Genomic DNA, 15,364 nt, shown 5'->3' with positions numbered 1-15,364 from the left:
TCCATGCGGGGCGACGTCCCCACGTGGCGACGTCCTCACGCCACGACGTCCTCACGCCACGACACCCTCCACACCGCGACGACCTCCACACCGCGACGAGCTCAGGCCGCGACGTCGCCGCCCGCGGGGTCAGGCCAGGCGGGTCACGGCGACGGTGACGCCGAGGGAGGTCGAGGTGCCGCCGGAGAAGACGCCGCGCACGGGCGGGACGTCGTTGTAGTCACGGCCGCGGGCGACGACCACGTGCTGCTCGCCGGCGGGGACCGCGTTGGTCGGGTCGAAGCCCCACCACTGGCCGAGCCAGCCCTCCACCCAGGCGTGCGACTGCCCCTCGACGGTCTCGCCGACCTCCGCGGCGGCGGAGGGGTGCTGGTAGCCGGAGACGTAGCGCGCCGGCATGCCCGCCGCCCGCATCAGGACCAGCGCGAGGTGGGCGAAGTCCTGGCAGACGCCCTCCCGGCGCCGCCACGCCTCCACCGCGGAGGTGTGCACGCCGGTGGTGCCGCGGCGGTAGGCGAGGCGTTCACGCACCCAGTCGCCGACGGCGGGGATGAACTCCCGCGGCCCGTGGCGGGCGGCGAGGTCGCGGGCGGCGGCGGTGAGCTCGGCGTGCTCCGGGGTGGACGCCGAGGGGCGCAGGTACTCGACGAACTCGTCCGCGACCGGGTCGGCGCCCAGCCGATCCCAGGTGGGGACCTCGGTCGGGGGCTGCGGGGCCGCGGCGGTCTGCACGATCGACCGGCCGGTGACGACGAGCTCGGTGTGCGGGGTGTGCAGGTCGAACGCGGTGACCTGGGTGCCCCAGTAGTCCCAGTAGCGATAGGTGGTCGCCGCCGGCTCGGTGCGGACCGTGGCCTCCAGCGTGAGCTGGGACGCGGCGGTCTGCGGGATGATCCTGACCTCGTTGTAGGAGGACAGCACGGGGCTGGCGTAGCGGTAGCCCGTCGAGTGCTCGATGCGGATCTGCCAGCTCACCAGGAGTCCCCTCGGGTGGGTCGGGTGGGCCGGGTCGGGCCCACCGAGCGGGTCGGGCTCGCCGGCCGCCCCCGACGCGGCGCCGGGGCCCGCCGCGTCCACCGGGCCGCGGCGTCGCCCCGAGCCGGGCGGACCACCCGGGTGGGACTGGCCGGACGGGTCAGCCGCGACGGCCGGCTCATGCCGGCACCTCCATCGCCCAGGACCGCGGCGCCTCCCGGGCGAAGTAGCGGGCCGTCACCTCGCCGCTGACCGACGAGCAGGTGCTCTGCAGGGAGGCGAGCAGGTCCGGCATGTTCTCGACGAGTTCGGCGACGCTGTGGAACTCCAGCTCCGTGCGGGTCCGCCCGACGGTGCGCCGGGCGGCGTCGTCGACGGTGGACCGGGGGCGGCCGCGGCCGCCGTCGAGTTCGGCGAGGATGTCCTCGGCCAGCGCCAGCGACCAGTACACCGAACGCGGGAACAGCCGGTCGAGCAGCAGGAACTCGGCGACCCGGGCGGCGTCGACGGCGCGCCGGTAGGTCCGCAGGTACGCCTCGTGCGCGCCGCAGGAGCGCAACAGGCTGATCCAGCTCTGCGAGTGCGGGTCGTCGCTGATGCTCGACGACAGCAGCCGGGAGGTCATGTCGACGCGTTCCAGGCTGCGGCCGAGCACCAGGAAGCGCCAGCCGTCGTCGCGGGCGAGGGTGGCGTCGACCAGCCCGGCGAGCATCGCGGTGCGCTCGCGGACGTAGCGGAAGAACACGTGCGGGCCGAGGCGGCGGGCCAGCTCCTCGGTGTGCGGCAGGTCGTTCCAGGTGGCGTTGAGGCATTCCCAGACGTCGCTGGAGACGACCACGCGCGCGCTGCGGGCGTTCTCCCGGGCCGCCGACAGCGCCCCGGTGATGCTGAACGGCCGCGCCGGGTCGTAGGCGAGGGTCTCGGTCACCGTGCGGGAGTCGACCTGCTGGTCGAACGTGGCGGGCTGGCCCATGACGGCGAGCAGCTCGCGGCCGGCGGAGCTCGCGTCGAGCCACGGGTCCTCCAGCACCCGGTGGACGTGGACGTCGAGGATGCGGGCGGTGGACTCGGCCCGCTCCACGTAGCGGCCGATCCAGAACAGCGACTCGGCGATCCGGCTCAGCATCCCGAGCTCCCGCCGGCCTGGTTCTGCTGCTGTTGTTGCTGCTGGTCCGAGGAGACCGGGCCGTGGTCCGGGCCGCTGGCGGGGCGGGCGGCGGCACCGGGTGGGCGGGCCATCGGCAGCGCCGGTTCGCGCGGGTTGCGCTCGGCGGCGAGCACCCAGGTGTCCTTGGAGCCGCCGCCCTGGCTGGAGTTGACGACCAGGCTGCCCCGCGGCAGCGCGACCCGGGTGAGCCCCCCGGGCAGCACCCACACCTTGTTGCCGTCGTTGACGGCGAACGGGCGCAGGTCCACGTGCCGGGGGCCGAGGCGGTCGTCGGTCAGCGTCGGCGACGTCGAGAGCTTCACGACCCGCTGGGCGATCCAGCCGCGAGGGTCCTCGCTGACCCGCACCCGCAGCTCGGCGAGTTCGGCGTCGCTCGCCTGGGGCCCGATGACGATGCCCTTGCCGCCGGAGCCGTCGACCGGCTTGACGACGAGGGAGTCCAGGTGCTCGAGGACGTAGGCCCGCTGGTCGGGGTCCTCCAGCCGGTAGGTGTCGACGTTCGGCAGGATCGGCTCCTCGCCGAGGTAGTACCGGATGAGCTCGGGGACGTAGGTGTACATCAGCTTGTCGTCGGCGACCCCGTTGCCGACCGCGTTGGCGATCGTCACGTGCCCGCCGCGGGCGGCGTTGACCAGGCCGGCGCAGCCGACCATCGACTCCGGCCGGAAGTGCAGCGGGTCGAGCCAGTCGTCGTCCACCCGGCGGTAGACGACGTGCACCGGCTGCTCGCCCTCGGTGGTCCGCATGGTGACCTTGTTGTCGCGCACCGACAGGTCGCGGCCCTCGACCAGCTCCACGCCCATCTGCCGGGCCAGCAGCGCGTGCTCGAAGTAGGCGGAGTTGTACACGCCCGGGGTGAGCACGACCACCGTCGGGTCGGCGACCTCCGGCGGGGCGGCGGCGCGCAGCGCGTGCAGCAGATGGGTTGCGTAGTCGGCGACCGGCCGCACCCGGTGGGTGGCGAAGAGCTCCGGGAACACCCGGGTCATCGCCCGGCGGTTCTCGATCACATAGCTGACCCCGGACGGCACCCGGACGTTGTCCTCCAGGACGCGGAAGCCGCCCTGCTCGTCGCGGATGAGGTCGATCCCGGACACGTGCGCCCGCACCCCGTTCGGCGGGTCGATGCCGTGCGCGGCGCGGTGGAAGTGGGCGCTGGTCAGCACGAGCCGGCGCGGCACGATGCCGTCGGCGAGCACCTCGGCCGGCCCGTAGACGTCCGCCAGGAACGCCTCCAACGCCTGGACGCGCTGGGTGACGCCGCGCTCGATGACGTCCCACTCGTCGCCGGCGAGCAGCCGCGGCACGAGGTCCAGGGGAAACGGCCGCTCCTCACCGAAGAGGTTGAAGGTGATGCCCGCGTCCCGGAACGCCCGGTCCAGGGCGACCTTGCGGGCCGCGAGATCTGCGCTGCTGAGGGGTTGCAACGCGTCATAGAGCGCGGCGTACACGTCCCGGGGCGTGTTCGACGCCTCGAACACCTCGTCCCAGGCCGCCGTGGCCGCCGCTTCCGCCGGATAACCCTCGAACAGGTCCGCCACAGGCCGGAGCGTAATTTGCGCGTGTTACCGCCACATGAAGTCACGGACCTGGGCGGGGACGTTCACCGTCACCGGATGGTGTGGGCGGGGGCCCCCGGTCCTCCCTGCCAACCCGGCGCGGACCGCCGCGCCGCGCACCAGGCAGACTTGAGTCCGCTTGGCCCGGGCCGCGAGACCATGGCCGCCGACCGCCCATCCCACCCCGTGCGCCGAAGCACGCGGGCCGACCGAAAGGCCGAACGATGTCGACGCTGCTGGTGACCGGAGCCGCCGGGTTCATCGGGTCGAACTTCGTCCGTTACTGGCGCGAGCGGCACCCCGCGGACGCCGTCGTGGCGTTCGACGCCCTGACCTACGCGGGCTGCCGGGAGAACCTTGACGACCTCGCCGAGCGCATCACCTTCGTCCACGGCGACATCCGCGACCGCGAGCTCGTCGAGTCCACGCTGCGCGAGCACACCGTCGACGTGATCGTGAACTTCGCCGCCGAGTCGCACAACAGCCTGGCGATCATCCGGCCGGGAGACTTCTTCTCGACGAACGTGATGGGCACCCAGACGCTGCTGGAGGCGGCGCGCACGGTCGGGGTCGCCCGCTTCCACCAGATCTCCACCTGCGAGGTCTACGGCGACATGGACCTCAACGACCCGGGCGCCTTCACCGAGGACGCCCCCTACCTGCCGCGTACCCCGTACAACGCGGCGAAGGCCGGCAGCGACCACGCCGTGCGCGCCTACGGCTACACCTACGACCTGCCGGTCACGATCACCAACTGCTCGAACAACTACGGGCCGTACCAGTTCCCGGAGAAGGTCATCCCGCTGTTCGTGACCCGGGCGCTGCAGGGCGAGCAGCTCCCGCTGTACGCGTCGACGACGAACCGACGCGAGTGGCTGCACGTGATGGACCACTGCCGGGCGATCGACGCCGTGCTCGACCGCGGCCGCGTCGGCGAGACCTACCACGTGGGCTCCGGGGTCGAGGCCGACATCGAGACGATCGCCGACACCGTCCTCGCCGAGCTCGGCCTGCCCGCGTCGCTGAAGACGATCGTGCCCGACCGGCCCTCCCACGACCGCCGCTACCTGCTGGACTCCACCAAGCTGCGCACGGAGCTCGGCTGGTCGCCGCTGATCGACTTCAGCGAGGGGATGCGCTCGACGATCGCCTGGTACAAGGAGAACGAGGCCTGGTGGCGCCCGCTGCTCGGCCGGTCGCCGGTCTCCGAGACCGCCTGGAAGAGCTGAGACCCTCGCCGCGAGCCAGCAGCGTCACTGGCAGCACACACATTGCCAGCACAACCCACGGCGACGTGGTCGGCAGTGACGCGACACGCCAGATCTGTCACACCTTCCTGGCATGGTGGCGGCATGCCCACTTCCGCCCACGAGATACCGCTTGAGCTCCTCCGGCTTGATCCCGCCCTGCCCGACTGGGTCCAGACGGAGCTGCTCGGCGGTGAGGACGCGCCCGCGTTCGATCACGCCCGGTTGTATGACCCCCATGTGCGTCCGCAGACGTTCCTCGCCGACGCGATGGTGCTGTACTGCGACTCGGTGGACGCCCCGGTACGGGGCACCGTCTACGAAGTTCAGCGCGGCCGTGACCCGCGCAAGCTGGGGTCGTGGAAGCTGTATGTCGGTCATCTGGAGACCGAGTTCCGCGTGGCGGCTTCGCTGGTGGTGTTCGTGCCGGATCCGGCGGTCGCCCGCTGGTACCGCGACCAGATCGCCGCAGACACCCACAGCGGGGCGCGGCTGTATCCGCGGATGTTCACCGCCGACGATGTTCCGCTGCTCCCGGACGTCGAGCAGGCGACGGCGCGGCCGGCGTCCGCGCTGTTCGCGGCGACGTGCCATCTTGACGACGCCGGCATCGACGTGATGTTCCCGGCACTGCTCGCGGCGCTGGACGCGCTGGAACCCGCCAAGAAGATCTTTTACGATGATGTGACCGTGGGCCGGCTGCCGCAGGCGGCCCGCGCCCGATGGGAGGCATTCCTCATGACAACTGCCGTCGGACGGCGATACCACTACGAGCGCTACAACGAGATCGACGCGCGGGGCGAAGCACGCGGCGAAGCACGCGGCGAAGCGAAGTCGGTGCTGCTCGTGCTGGACAGCCGTGGGGTCCCCGTACCCGACGCGGTTCGCCAGCAGATCCTGGAGTGCGTCGACATCGACCTGCTGGATCTATGGCTACGGCGCGCAGCCACGGCGGACTCCGTCGACGACGTCATCCGCGGCCACACCGGCTAGGTACGAGGATCCGCCGGGCGGCGCAGGCAATCGGCGTCGCCCGATTGGCGGCGGCTAGCGGCCGGCCACGGAGTCATACAGGGCCGCCGTGCGCTCGGCCACCGCGGCCCAGCCGAACTCGCCGACTGCACGGTCCCGGCCAGCACGGCCCATCACGGCCGCCCGGGCCGGGTCGGCGAGGACGGTGTTGACGGCGTCGGCGAGAGCCTTCGGCTCGTCGGGTGGGACGAGCAGGCCGGTGACGCCGTCGGCGACGACCTCCGGGATGCCACCGACGCGGGACGCGACGACGGCGGTGCCGCAGGCCATCGCCTCCAGGTTGACAATGCCCAGCGGCTCGTACACCGACGGGCACACGAACACGGTGGCGTGGCTGAGGAGCTGGATGACCTCGGGCTTGGTCAGCATCCCGTTCAGCCAGACGACGCCGCCGCGCTCGTCGCGCAGCCCGTCGACCAGCGCGGCGGTCTCCGCAAGCAGCTCCGGGGTGTCCGGAGCACCGGCGCAGAGCACGAGCTGCGCCCGCGGGTCGATCGCCGACGCGGCGCGCAGCAGCACCGGCAGCCCCTTCTGCCGGGCGATCCGCCCCACGAAGATCACCGTGGGCCGCTCCGGATCGACCCCGTGCCGTTCCAGCACGTCGGTCGCCGGGTCGGGCTGGTACTCGTCGGTGTCGATGCCGTTGCGGATCACGTGCACCCGGGCCGGGTCGACCGCCGGGTAGGCGTCGAGGATGTCGGCGCGCATCCCGGCACTCACCGCGACCACCGCCGCCGCGGACTCGATGGCGATCCGCTCGGACCACGACGACAGCCGGTAGCCGCCGCCAAGCTGCTCGGCCTTCCACGGCCGGCGCGGCTCCAGCGAGTGCGACGTCATCACGTGCGGGACGCCGCCGAGCAGGGCGGCGAGGTGGCCGCCGAGGTTCGTGTACCAGGTGTGGGAGTGGATCACGTCCGCGCCGACGGCCGCCGCAGCCATCGACAGGTCCATCGACAGGGTGCGCAGCACGTCGTCGGTGCCGGCGAGCGCCGCCCACCTCGGGTGGGCGCTCACCGCGGCCACGCCCGGCCCGCCGGCCGTCTCCACCACGGCCCGGTCGCCGCCGCCAGCCACCTCCCGGTGCCCGCCGGCCTCCCGGTGCACGGTGAGGTCGACCAGCCGGGCGAGCTCACGGGCCAGGTACTCAACGTGCACACCCGCCCCGCCGTAGACGTCCGGAGGAAACTCGCGGGTGAGCAGCGCGACGCGCATGGACGGTCTCTCCATCGACGGGGTGGTGGTGTTACGGGGGCCGGTGGTGCTCGTGCAGGTGCGGTGGTGCGGGTGCGGTGGTGCGGGCTGCCCGCCGGAGCGGGCGGAAGGCATCAGTCGATGACGGTGACGCCCTTGCCGACCACGGTGATGCCCCGTTCGCTGACGGTGTAGCCGCGGGCGCGGTCGCGGTCCTTGTCGACGCCGACCTGGGCGCCCGGCGGGACGTGGACGTTCTTGTCGAGGATCGCGTCGCGGACGACGGCGCCGCGTCCGACGACGGCGTTGTCCAGGACGACCGCGTGGTCGACCTCGGCCCAGGAGTTGATCCGCACGCCCGGCGAGAGCACCGCGGACCGCACCGTGCCGCCGGAGACGATCACCCCGTTGCTGACGATACTGTTGATCGCGGTGCCGGTGCGCCGCGGATCGTCGTGGACGAACTTGGCCGGCGGCAGCGACGGCACGCTGGTCAGGATTGGCCACTCGCGGTTGTACAGGTTGAACACCGGGTCGAGCGCGCACAGATCCATCTGCGCGTCGAAGTAGGAGTCGAGCGTGCCGACGTCGCGCCAGTAGCCGCGGTCGCGGGCGGTCGTTCCGGGCACGACGTTGTCGCTGAAGTCGTACACGGCGGCGGCGCGCTGCGCGACGAGCATCGGGATGATGTCGCCGCCCATGTCGTGCCGGCTGTCCTCGTCGTCGGCGTCCTTGCGCAGCGCGTCGATGAGCACGTCGGTCGAGAAGACGTAGTTCCCCATGGACGCGAACGTCTCCTCCGGGCTGCCCGGCAGGCCGGGCGGGTCGGCGGGCTTCTCCAGGAACGCCTCGATGGTCCGACCGTCCCGGCCGGTCTGGATCACCCCGAACGACCGTCCCTCCGCCCGCGGCACCCGCAGCCCGGCGACGGTCACCCCGGCACCGGAGTCGAGATGCTGGGCGACCATCTGTCGCGGATCCATCCGGTAGACGTGGTCGGCGCCGAAGACGACGACGATGTCCGGGTTGTCGTCGTGGACGAGATTCAGCGACTGGTGGATGGCGTCGGCGCTGCCGGCGAACCACCGCGGGCCGAGGCGCTGCTGCGCCGGCACCGGGGTGACGTAGTTGCCCAGCAGGTTGCTCATCCGCCACGTCGTGGTGATGTGCCGGTCGAGGCTGTGGCTCTTGTACTGGGTGAGCACGGCGATCCGCAGATAGCCGGCGTTGACCAGGTTGGATAACACGAAGTCGATCAGCCGGTACAACCCACCGAAGGGAACGGCGGGCTTGGCCCGGTCCGCCGTCAGCGGCGCCAGCCGCCGTCCGGCCCCCCCGGCCAGCACCAGGCCGAGGACCCGCGGGCTCGGCACAGACTTGCTCCCGTCTCATGGCGTGGTCTGCGGGGCGATCCGCGGGCCGACACGTCTCTGCCCGGCTGGGTACACGTCCACACCCGGCGTCCCGAACGACCCCGAATCCACCCTGAGCCCGAAGGGAAAAGCCGCCGGATGGGGATCACTGCCGGGAATGACCGATGACTCCGCCGATCGCCTGTTGCGACCCTACAAGCTGGCCTTGGAAGCCTCGGAGCCGCCGCCGGACGACTGCCCCGAACGGGGTCGCCCCCAGCCCCGAACCGGCCCGGTCGGGCCACGCCGATCGACCGAGCCACGCGACCGCCCACGTCTCCTACGCGGCGGAGCGAGGGACGACGCTGACGTTGAGGTCGGCATCGAGAGCCTCGGCGAGCCGTTCCAGTACGGGCAGTGTCGGTACGGTGCCACCGGCCTCGAACCGTGCCACCGCCGACTGCGTCATGCCCGCCGCGGCGGCCAGCTCGGCCTGGCTCCAGGCGCGTCGCTGGCGCAGCTCCCGCACCGACCGACCCAGCTCGAACGCCAGCCTGGCCGCCTGGTAAGCCTCCCGCCCACCCGGCTCACCCATCCGCCGTTCCCGCAGCTCCGCCCAGCCCGACCGGTCAGCCATCGCCGCCATCCCTCGCATCCTCGTCTGCCGTGTGCTCGGCAGCCGGGCACACGGCAGCGCACGCCTCGCTCGGGACACCTCGGCGGCCTCTCGCATCCGCGTCTTGGCGAACACCGTCAGCGGCACCATCCGCCTGCCCGACGCTATCCAGTAGGTCACCCGGACAGCCCGACCCTCCAGGTGGAACCGCAGCTCCCGCAGCTTGCCGTCGAGCTGCCGTGTGTACGGCTCACCCAGCAACGGCCCCTGTGCAGCGAGCAGGTCCACGTGGAAGGCGGCCGTCGCAAACTGCGCGGTCGGCAACCGCTCCAGCCAGTCCCGGACCTCCGGTTCCAGCTCGACGGTACCCCGGTTCATAGCGTTGACGCTATATTCGATCGACGGCGATCCAGGCGGCAGGATCGACGCAAGCCCCCCCGGACCACGCACGCCATAGACCGCCAGCGGGAAGGGCGGGATGCCTGCTCGATTGGAGGCGGCCGGGACATCGGCCGCCCGGCCGTCAGCTCAGGACAACCCGACGATCACCAAAGTCAGCGATAATCTCGACTTTCCCGCCGAGCGCTTCCACGTAGGCCCGGATGGTCGACAGCCCGGCGCGATCGAGAGCTCCCCGCTCCAGATCGGATACCGATGGCTGCTTGACATGCATCCGCTCCGCGAGCTCGACCTGCGTGAGTCCCTGTTCCTCGCGGATCTCCCGCAGTCGGCAGGCACGCACCTCGGCATCGATCCGGGCCCGGTGCTCGGCAACCCTGTCCTCGCGAGGCGACCGCTTGGACCGCATCTCGCTCCATGTGGACGCCACAGCCCCGCCTCCTGTCGACTCAGCCGGCATAGTCACCACGCAGCCAGCCATCGTATCGGTCGTCGGCAACTTTGATGTTGCGGACATACCACCCGCTCCAGTCGCCAGACTTGTCGCCACCCACGAGAAGCACCGCCCGACGCACCGGATCAAAAACGAAGAGAACGCGCATCTCACTCGACCACTCCCCCAGGGCATCCGGGGGATGAGATGGCCGCAGTCGCCGATCAGATGGCCGGCGAGCCGGTCGGCCACCGGCTCCAATTGGTGGCCAGAAAAGGTCGGACGCCCGCCCGGTTGGAGGCGGCCGGGACATCGGCCCCCGGTGGCCGCGATTCTGGCTGATCAGAGTTGGAAGTCGGCGATCGATCCCTCGTGGCCTGACGCGACCACCGACCCATACTCCTCGATGATCACATCCGGAGACACACTCGAAGGGAAACTCCGTGGTGGCGCACCTGACCGCGGGCGGCCTGTCCGCCGTGGAGATCGGCCCGGACGGACCGAGGCGGCCTGACGGAGTCCATGTCGGTACCATGCACCGGTTCAAGGGCCTGGAATACCGCCGGATCATCATCGCCGGCGCGACGGCCGGGCTCATCCCCCGGGCCGCAATCGCCCGCTACCAGGACATCGACGCACGGCGCTACCAGCGAGAACGCGCCCGTGACCGTTCCTTGCTCTTCGTGGCCGCAACCCGCGCCCGCGACGACCTGGCCATCTTCTGGCACGGCCAACCAAGCCCGTTCCTGGCCAACGCCCAGAACACCGGGTGACGCGGTGCAGATTCAGAGCTGGGTGAGGTCGATCTTCACGGCAAAGGGTGCCGACACCGCGACGACGCCGGCGTGAATGTCACCGTCCCGGTAGGTCCTGGTGACCGGGTCGAGGACGTGGGTGTAGACGAGCGGGACGCCGCCGGCAGGCTGCTCGATCCGCCAGTAGTACGTGATGCCGGCCCTGGCGTACTCGCCGGCCTTGACGAACCGGTCGGTGGATTCGGAGCCTGGCGAGACGATCTCGACCACGAGCAGCACGTGGTGCGGGCGGGCGGGCACGATGTCGATCGTGTCGGCGCGGTACACGAGCACGTCCGGCCGGCGGCTGGAAAGCGGCACGTCCTGAAGACGGAGATCGCAGTCGATGTCGGCGTTCCAGTCCGGGCCGCCGGCCGAGTCCAGTGCGTTCGCGACGATCCTGGCCAGCCGGTTGTGCCGCCTGGAGGCACTGGGAGCCACGACGACCATCCCGTCCACGATCTCGATCCCCGCGCACTGCTCCTCGGACCACGAGTCGTACTGCTCCGCCGTGATCTGCTCATGCATCCAGGCGGGAGCGATCATCTCGGTGGCGATGACGCACCTCCTCGGCCGACACGACCCGTCCTGTCTCTCCTGCTCAGGGTAACGTCAGGCCGAACTGTCGGGTGTGCCATCGATGCTGTTGTAGACGGCGAGCCAGCCCGTGCAGCGGCAGTCGCCCGGCCGGGTGAACAGTGCGACCCCCCGGCTGGCGGGCAGCGCGGCGGCGCCGGCCGGAACGGGGTAGGCCGCCGGCCCGGCCTCGGGGGCTGCGACGACGTGCCGATGCGAACCCGCCCACACCACGGCCGCGAGCGATCCTGGGCCACTGATCCACACCTGGTGCCCGCGTTCCACCGCTGATGCCTCCGTGGCGCGGTCACGCAGTAGCGCCAGGTAGGCCGCGGCGTCGAGGCGGCAGTCCTTCGGTGGCCGGCCGACCGGCCAGTCCGGGTTGGCCACGTCCCGCCGCCGCGCCGCGGTGAACAGCGCCGGCACGACCCGTTCGGCCTCCAGCGCCGTCGCCATCTGCTCGCAGATCCACAGCAGGCGACCGGCGCCTCGGGGTGCGCCGAGGCGACGCCAGCGGATCCGTCGGCCCAGGTCACCGGCGGTAACCGCAACCCACGGATGCACGGTGGCCAGCGGGCCCTGCGCCGCGAGCCAGGCGAAGTACCGCGGCGCCTCGGTGAGGATGGGCGTCACCACCGAGGACGGTATGCCGGCTACGGTGCGCCCCGGCCTGGTGAACAATGCCGGGCTGGTGGCGACCAGTGCGAACGCGACCTGGGCCAGGTCGCCGGGTTCCACCCCGGTCGCCGGGACCAGGCCGGGCGACCGGTCGGGCTGGTCGACCCGGTCCGGATGGCCGTGGGCACGCAGCAGGCGGGCCACCCACGGGCGAAGGTCGTCATTGACCGGTGCCTCGGCGAACGACGGCACGAGCCGGGCGACGGCGCCGCCGATCAGCCATTCCGCCTGCTCCGGATCGGTGGGATCCGCCGTGTCGGCAAGCTTGTCACGCAGCTCGATCCCGATCTCCACCGGCACCATGAACCGGGTGGTGAGCATCCCGAGTTCCGTCACGGTCAGCATGGCGTCGGCAGGGTGGGGAGCGCCGGCCCGGGTCAGGTAACCGCCGGCGACGAGCAGATCGACGGCGTCGCGCACGGGGCTGTCGCCGTCGGCGTTCTGATGGTGCGCCAGTGTGCGCAGCCACCAGGCCTCGGCGTCGGCGAGGGTGGCGACGCGATCGGCGGCGGCCTCCGCGAGCAGGTGGTCCGCCAGGCCGTCGCCGATGTGGGAGCGCACGGTGTAGCCGTCGACGAGGCGGGACTGCCAGGTCGCCCGCCTGGTCTCGTCGCAGACCAGGAAGGCCCAGCCCTCGGTCTCGCCGGCGCCGACGCGCCCGGCCCGACCGAACATCTGCTGGACGGTTGCGACATCGATCTGGTCGAGTCCGATCAGCGTGTCGCGGACGACCACGCCCCGCGCGGGCAGGTTCACCCCGGCGGCGACGGTCGTCGTCGCGACGAGAACGTCCAGCCGACGGGCGCGGAAGTCACGCTCGGCCTCGTGGCGGTGCTCCCAGTCCTTGTAGTGCAGGCCGACTCGGGCACTGGCGCAGACCCGGTGCACACGGTCGACGTCGTCCTGATCGATTCCGGTGGTAACCGCGCCCCGGTCGGCCGCGATCGCGAGCGCCGTCGCCCGGACATTGCGCCGGCTTCCGCAGAACACCAGGACGCTGCCGCCCCCGTCGGTGATCTGGCGGGTGATGGCGACCGCCGCCCGCGCCCGGGCCCGGTTGTCGGCCCGGCGGTCCCGGCTCGCGGGAATCATCGGAAGCTGCCACGTCAGCCGGGTGGGTCGCCAGGTGGTGCTGACGACCCGTGCGCCGAGCCAGTCCGCGACCTCGTCCGCGTTCGCCACCGTGGCCGACAGCCCGACGACGCGCACCGGCGAGTCCTCGCCGCGCACCCGGGCCAGCAGCGCCTCCAACAGTGGCCCGCGGCCCGCGCTGCCCAGCAGATGAATCTCGTCGACGATCAGGCAGCCGACCTCCGCCAGCGCCGCCCGCAGCGAACTCGCCCGGCACACCGCCTCGAACTTCTCGGTCGTCGTCACCCACAGGTCCGCGCGGCGGGCCCGCTCGATGTCGGTGACGTACTCGCCGGACAGACGCTCGACCCGCAGGCCGAGTGTCCGCCATGCGGCCAGCTCCCGGTCCAGCTCATCGGTCAGCGAACGCTGCGGCACCAGCCATGCCGCCTTACGGCCGTCACCGAGGATGGCCCGTAACGCCGCAAGCATACCGATCATGGTCTTGCCGGCACCGGTGGGTGCGACGACCAGGAGGTGGCCGTCCGCGAGGATGTACGGCGCTGCCGCGGCCTGCGCCGGGTTCAGCGACGGTCGTGGCAGGTAGCGGACCCACTCGGCCGGAACGAGCCGGCTCGCGTCCACCGGCGTCCACTCCGCGACGAACGGCCCGTCGTGGTTGTCCCAGGCCAGCTCGAACGCGTCCCGAGCCGCTAGCGCCGCCAGGCCGGTCAGTGTGGTCGGCATGTGCCGGGCCGGATTCGTCACCGGCAACAGGCCAGGTGTCGCCCAGATCGGCCCCAGCCCACCGTCCGGGCCGAGCGTACTGACCGTCTCCTGCTCGATCAGGTGCCGTATGCGCCGCAACGGCACCCCAGCCGAGGCCAGCAGTACGCTCAGCGCGTCGAACTCCGGCCCGTCAGGCAGCATCACCCGCACGTCGACGCCTTGGGGGCACGGCGGCACCGTCGCCCACGGATCGATGATCTTGTGCCACTGCAGAAGACGACGCTCCGTGATGCGCGGCGCGGCGCTGGCGGCGAACGCACCCGGGCTCTGTCGGGAGTCAAGTAGCGCGGCGGCCAGCGCCCTGGCCTGCGCCTCGCCGGACACGGCAATCCGCCCTACCCTCAGCGACGCACCTGCCGGGGACTGCACGGCCTGCGGCGCCAGCGCCCCCGGGCGGGGGGCGGGGGGCGGAAACCCACTCAGCTGGTCGTAGCGGCGGACACCAAGATCCGCGAGAGTGAAGGTCGCCGGGCATCCTGGGCACAGCAGCGCCACACCGCTGTAGGTCCGGCCCTCGCTCTCATATCGCCGTCGCAGGCAGTGCAACGTTCCCGCGCACCTCGGGCAGCCGCGTGGCGCGACCTCGAGGTAGAACCAGCCAGGCTCACCGAACCGCTCGACGGCGAGCGGCGGATCGACTCCCCAACGGCCTAGAGCGATCTCGCGCACGCTGGGGCCAGGAGGTCCGGACACGGCCCCGACAGTCACTGCCGACGGGGCCGTGATCGCGTCAGGCTGCGGCAGCGATGGGGCCGTGATGGCCGCGGATTGCGGCGCTGACCTCGACGTGATCCCTTCGGGTTCCAGCGCCGGCCGGCCCGACGCCGCGTCGCGTGGTCGCCAGTTCCATCCCACCATCCGAGCACCTCCGCCGCCGGGCACAGCGCCGCCCCCGTGTGTCCCCCCGTCCATGACCGGTAGCAAGTAGCGGAAGGCGATGATAATCGTACACACCGCATCAATACACCCAAGCCAACCGAACACGGTTCCGCGGAACACCTTGATCACGACACGGTTCCGCGGAACACCTTGATCACGACACGGTTCCGCGGAACACCTTGATCACGACACGGTTCCGCGGAACACCTTGATCACGACACGGTTCCGCGGAACACCTTGATCACGACACGGTTCCGCGGAACACCTTGATCACGACACGGTTCCGCGGAACACCTTGATCACGACACGGTTCCGCGGAACACCTGGCCGGGGCCTGGGGCCCCGGCCGGTGCCAAGGGGCCGGCTTGGCGAGATGGGCCAGGTTCCCAGCTTCCGCTTCTCCGGCGCGCTAAACGCGCTGCCTGTCGCCGCCTTGCCCGGCGCCGCCGAAATGATGGCGCGGTCATGCGCCTGGTGCGTGACGGCCCAGCGTCACGGGCTGAGGGTCGCGCCGAGGAATCCCGCTAAATGTCCGTACTCAGTCGGACGAGCGATCGATGATCGGCGGGCGGGTACCGGCACCGTCCGCTGGTAACGCTGCA

The 15,364-nt window shown here is 71.5% G+C and carries 13 protein-coding genes; 3 read left to right on the top strand and 10 right to left on the bottom strand.

Annotated features, from left to right (window positions below):
- Nucleotides 1-129: 129 nt before the first annotated feature.
- The 3 genes from AC5R91_RS30080 to AC5R91_RS30070 all read right to left on the bottom strand — a co-directional run bounded on the left by AC5R91_RS30080 (nt 130) and on the right by AC5R91_RS30070 (nt 3,684).
- On the bottom strand, nt 130-975 hold the full coding sequence (locus AC5R91_RS30080) for a transglutaminase family protein (RefSeq protein WP_495394661.1): 846 nt from the start codon (nt 973-975) through the stop codon (nt 130-132).
- A gap of 178 nt (nt 976-1,153) precedes the next feature.
- Nucleotides 1,154-2,101, bottom strand: a complete 948-nt coding sequence (locus AC5R91_RS30075; protein WP_044884710.1) for an alpha-E domain-containing protein — start codon at nt 2,099-2,101, stop codon at nt 1,154-1,156.
- Complete coding sequence (locus AC5R91_RS30070) at nt 2,095-3,684, bottom strand: circularly permuted type 2 ATP-grasp protein (RefSeq protein ID WP_495394660.1); 1,590 nt, start codon at nt 3,682-3,684, stop codon at nt 2,095-2,097. The genes AC5R91_RS30075 and AC5R91_RS30070 overlap by 7 nt, the downstream gene beginning before the upstream one ends.
- A 242-nt stretch (nt 3,685-3,926) precedes the next feature.
- On the opposite strand from AC5R91_RS30070, the gene rfbB reads away from it, so the two are divergent.
- Both rfbB and AC5R91_RS30060 read left to right on the top strand, forming a co-directional pair.
- Nucleotides 3,927-4,931 (top strand): dTDP-glucose 4,6-dehydratase, encoded by a 1,005-nt coding sequence (gene rfbB / locus AC5R91_RS30065; RefSeq protein ID WP_495394659.1) that lies wholly within the window; start codon nt 3,927-3,929, stop codon nt 4,929-4,931.
- 123 nt (nt 4,932-5,054) lie between these two features.
- On the top strand, nt 5,055-5,942 hold the full coding sequence (locus tag AC5R91_RS30060; protein ID WP_495394658.1) for a hypothetical protein: 888 nt from the start codon (nt 5,055-5,057) through the stop codon (nt 5,940-5,942).
- 54 nt (nt 5,943-5,996) lie between these two features.
- On the opposite strand, the gene glgA is transcribed toward AC5R91_RS30060, so the two are convergent.
- The 5 genes from glgA to AC5R91_RS30035 all read right to left on the bottom strand — a co-directional run bounded on the left by glgA (nt 5,997) and on the right by AC5R91_RS30035 (nt 10,144).
- Complete coding sequence (gene glgA / locus AC5R91_RS30055; protein WP_495394657.1) at nt 5,997-7,196, bottom strand: glycogen synthase; 1,200 nt, start codon at nt 7,194-7,196, stop codon at nt 5,997-5,999.
- A 113-nt stretch (nt 7,197-7,309) separates the two neighbouring features.
- Nucleotides 7,310-8,548 (bottom strand): glucose-1-phosphate adenylyltransferase, encoded by a 1,239-nt coding sequence (gene glgC, locus AC5R91_RS30050; RefSeq protein WP_495394656.1) that lies wholly within the window; start codon nt 8,546-8,548, stop codon nt 7,310-7,312.
- A 319-nt stretch (nt 8,549-8,867) separates the two neighbouring features.
- A complete protein-coding gene (locus tag AC5R91_RS30045) occupies nt 8,868-9,521 on the bottom strand; it encodes a helix-turn-helix domain-containing protein (RefSeq protein ID WP_495394655.1) in 654 nt (217 codons plus the stop codon).
- A 145-nt stretch (nt 9,522-9,666) separates the two neighbouring features.
- On the bottom strand, nt 9,667-9,951 hold the full coding sequence (locus tag AC5R91_RS30040) for a helix-turn-helix domain-containing protein (RefSeq protein ID WP_495394654.1): 285 nt from the start codon (nt 9,949-9,951) through the stop codon (nt 9,667-9,669).
- A gap of 40 nt (nt 9,952-9,991) precedes the next feature.
- The gene (locus AC5R91_RS30035; protein WP_495394653.1) at nt 9,992-10,144 is read right to left on the bottom strand and encodes a type II toxin-antitoxin system RelE/ParE family toxin; all 153 of its coding nucleotides are present in this window, start codon (nt 10,142-10,144) and stop codon (nt 9,992-9,994) included.
- A 277-nt stretch (nt 10,145-10,421) separates the two neighbouring features.
- On the opposite strand from AC5R91_RS30035, the gene AC5R91_RS30030 reads away from it, so the two are divergent.
- A complete protein-coding gene (locus AC5R91_RS30030; protein WP_495394652.1) occupies nt 10,422-10,748 on the top strand; it encodes a 3'-5' exonuclease in 327 nt (108 codons plus the stop codon).
- Nucleotides 10,749-10,760: 12 nt separating this feature from the next.
- Here AC5R91_RS30030 and AC5R91_RS30025 read toward each other — a convergent pair whose 3' ends face one another.
- Complete coding sequence (locus AC5R91_RS30025; protein ID WP_495394651.1) at nt 10,761-11,315, bottom strand: Uma2 family endonuclease; 555 nt, start codon at nt 11,313-11,315, stop codon at nt 10,761-10,763.
- Nucleotides 11,316-11,381: 66 nt separating this feature from the next.
- Nucleotides 11,382-14,576, bottom strand: coding sequence for a DEAD/DEAH box helicase (locus tag AC5R91_RS30020; protein ID WP_495394650.1), 3,195 nt, complete (start codon nt 14,574-14,576; stop codon nt 11,382-11,384).
- Between the last annotated feature and the right edge of the window lie 788 nt (nt 14,577-15,364).

The sequence above is a fragment of the Frankia sp. BMG5.60 genome (assembly GCF_059428125.1).
Note: the sequence above shows the minus strand (reverse complement) of the source record. Positions and strands in the feature narration are given on the sequence as shown.

Excerpts from the sequence above, each read along its gene's own strand:
- AC5R91_RS30045 (WP_495394655.1), bottom strand. The coding sequence starts at position 9,521 with ATGAACCGGGGTACCGTCGAGCTGGAACCGGAGGTCCGGGACTGGCTG.
- glgA (WP_495394657.1), bottom strand. The coding sequence starts at position 7,196 with ATGCGCGTCGCGCTGCTCACCCGCGAGTTTCCTCCGGACGTCTACGGC.
- AC5R91_RS30025 (WP_495394651.1), bottom strand. The coding sequence starts at position 11,315 with ATGATCGCTCCCGCCTGGATGCATGAGCAGATCACGGCGGAGCAGTAC.
- AC5R91_RS30075 (WP_044884710.1), bottom strand. The coding sequence starts at position 2,101 with ATGCTGAGCCGGATCGCCGAGTCGCTGTTCTGGATCGGCCGCTACGTG.
- AC5R91_RS30040 (WP_495394654.1), bottom strand. The coding sequence starts at position 9,951 with ATGCGGTCCAAGCGGTCGCCTCGCGAGGACAGGGTTGCCGAGCACCGG.
- AC5R91_RS30060 (WP_495394658.1), top strand. The coding sequence starts at position 5,055 with ATGCCCACTTCCGCCCACGAGATACCGCTTGAGCTCCTCCGGCTTGAT.
- AC5R91_RS30035 (WP_495394653.1), bottom strand. The coding sequence starts at position 10,144 with ATGCGCGTTCTCTTCGTTTTTGATCCGGTGCGTCGGGCGGTGCTTCTC.
- rfbB (WP_495394659.1), top strand. The coding sequence starts at position 3,927 with ATGTCGACGCTGCTGGTGACCGGAGCCGCCGGGTTCATCGGGTCGAAC.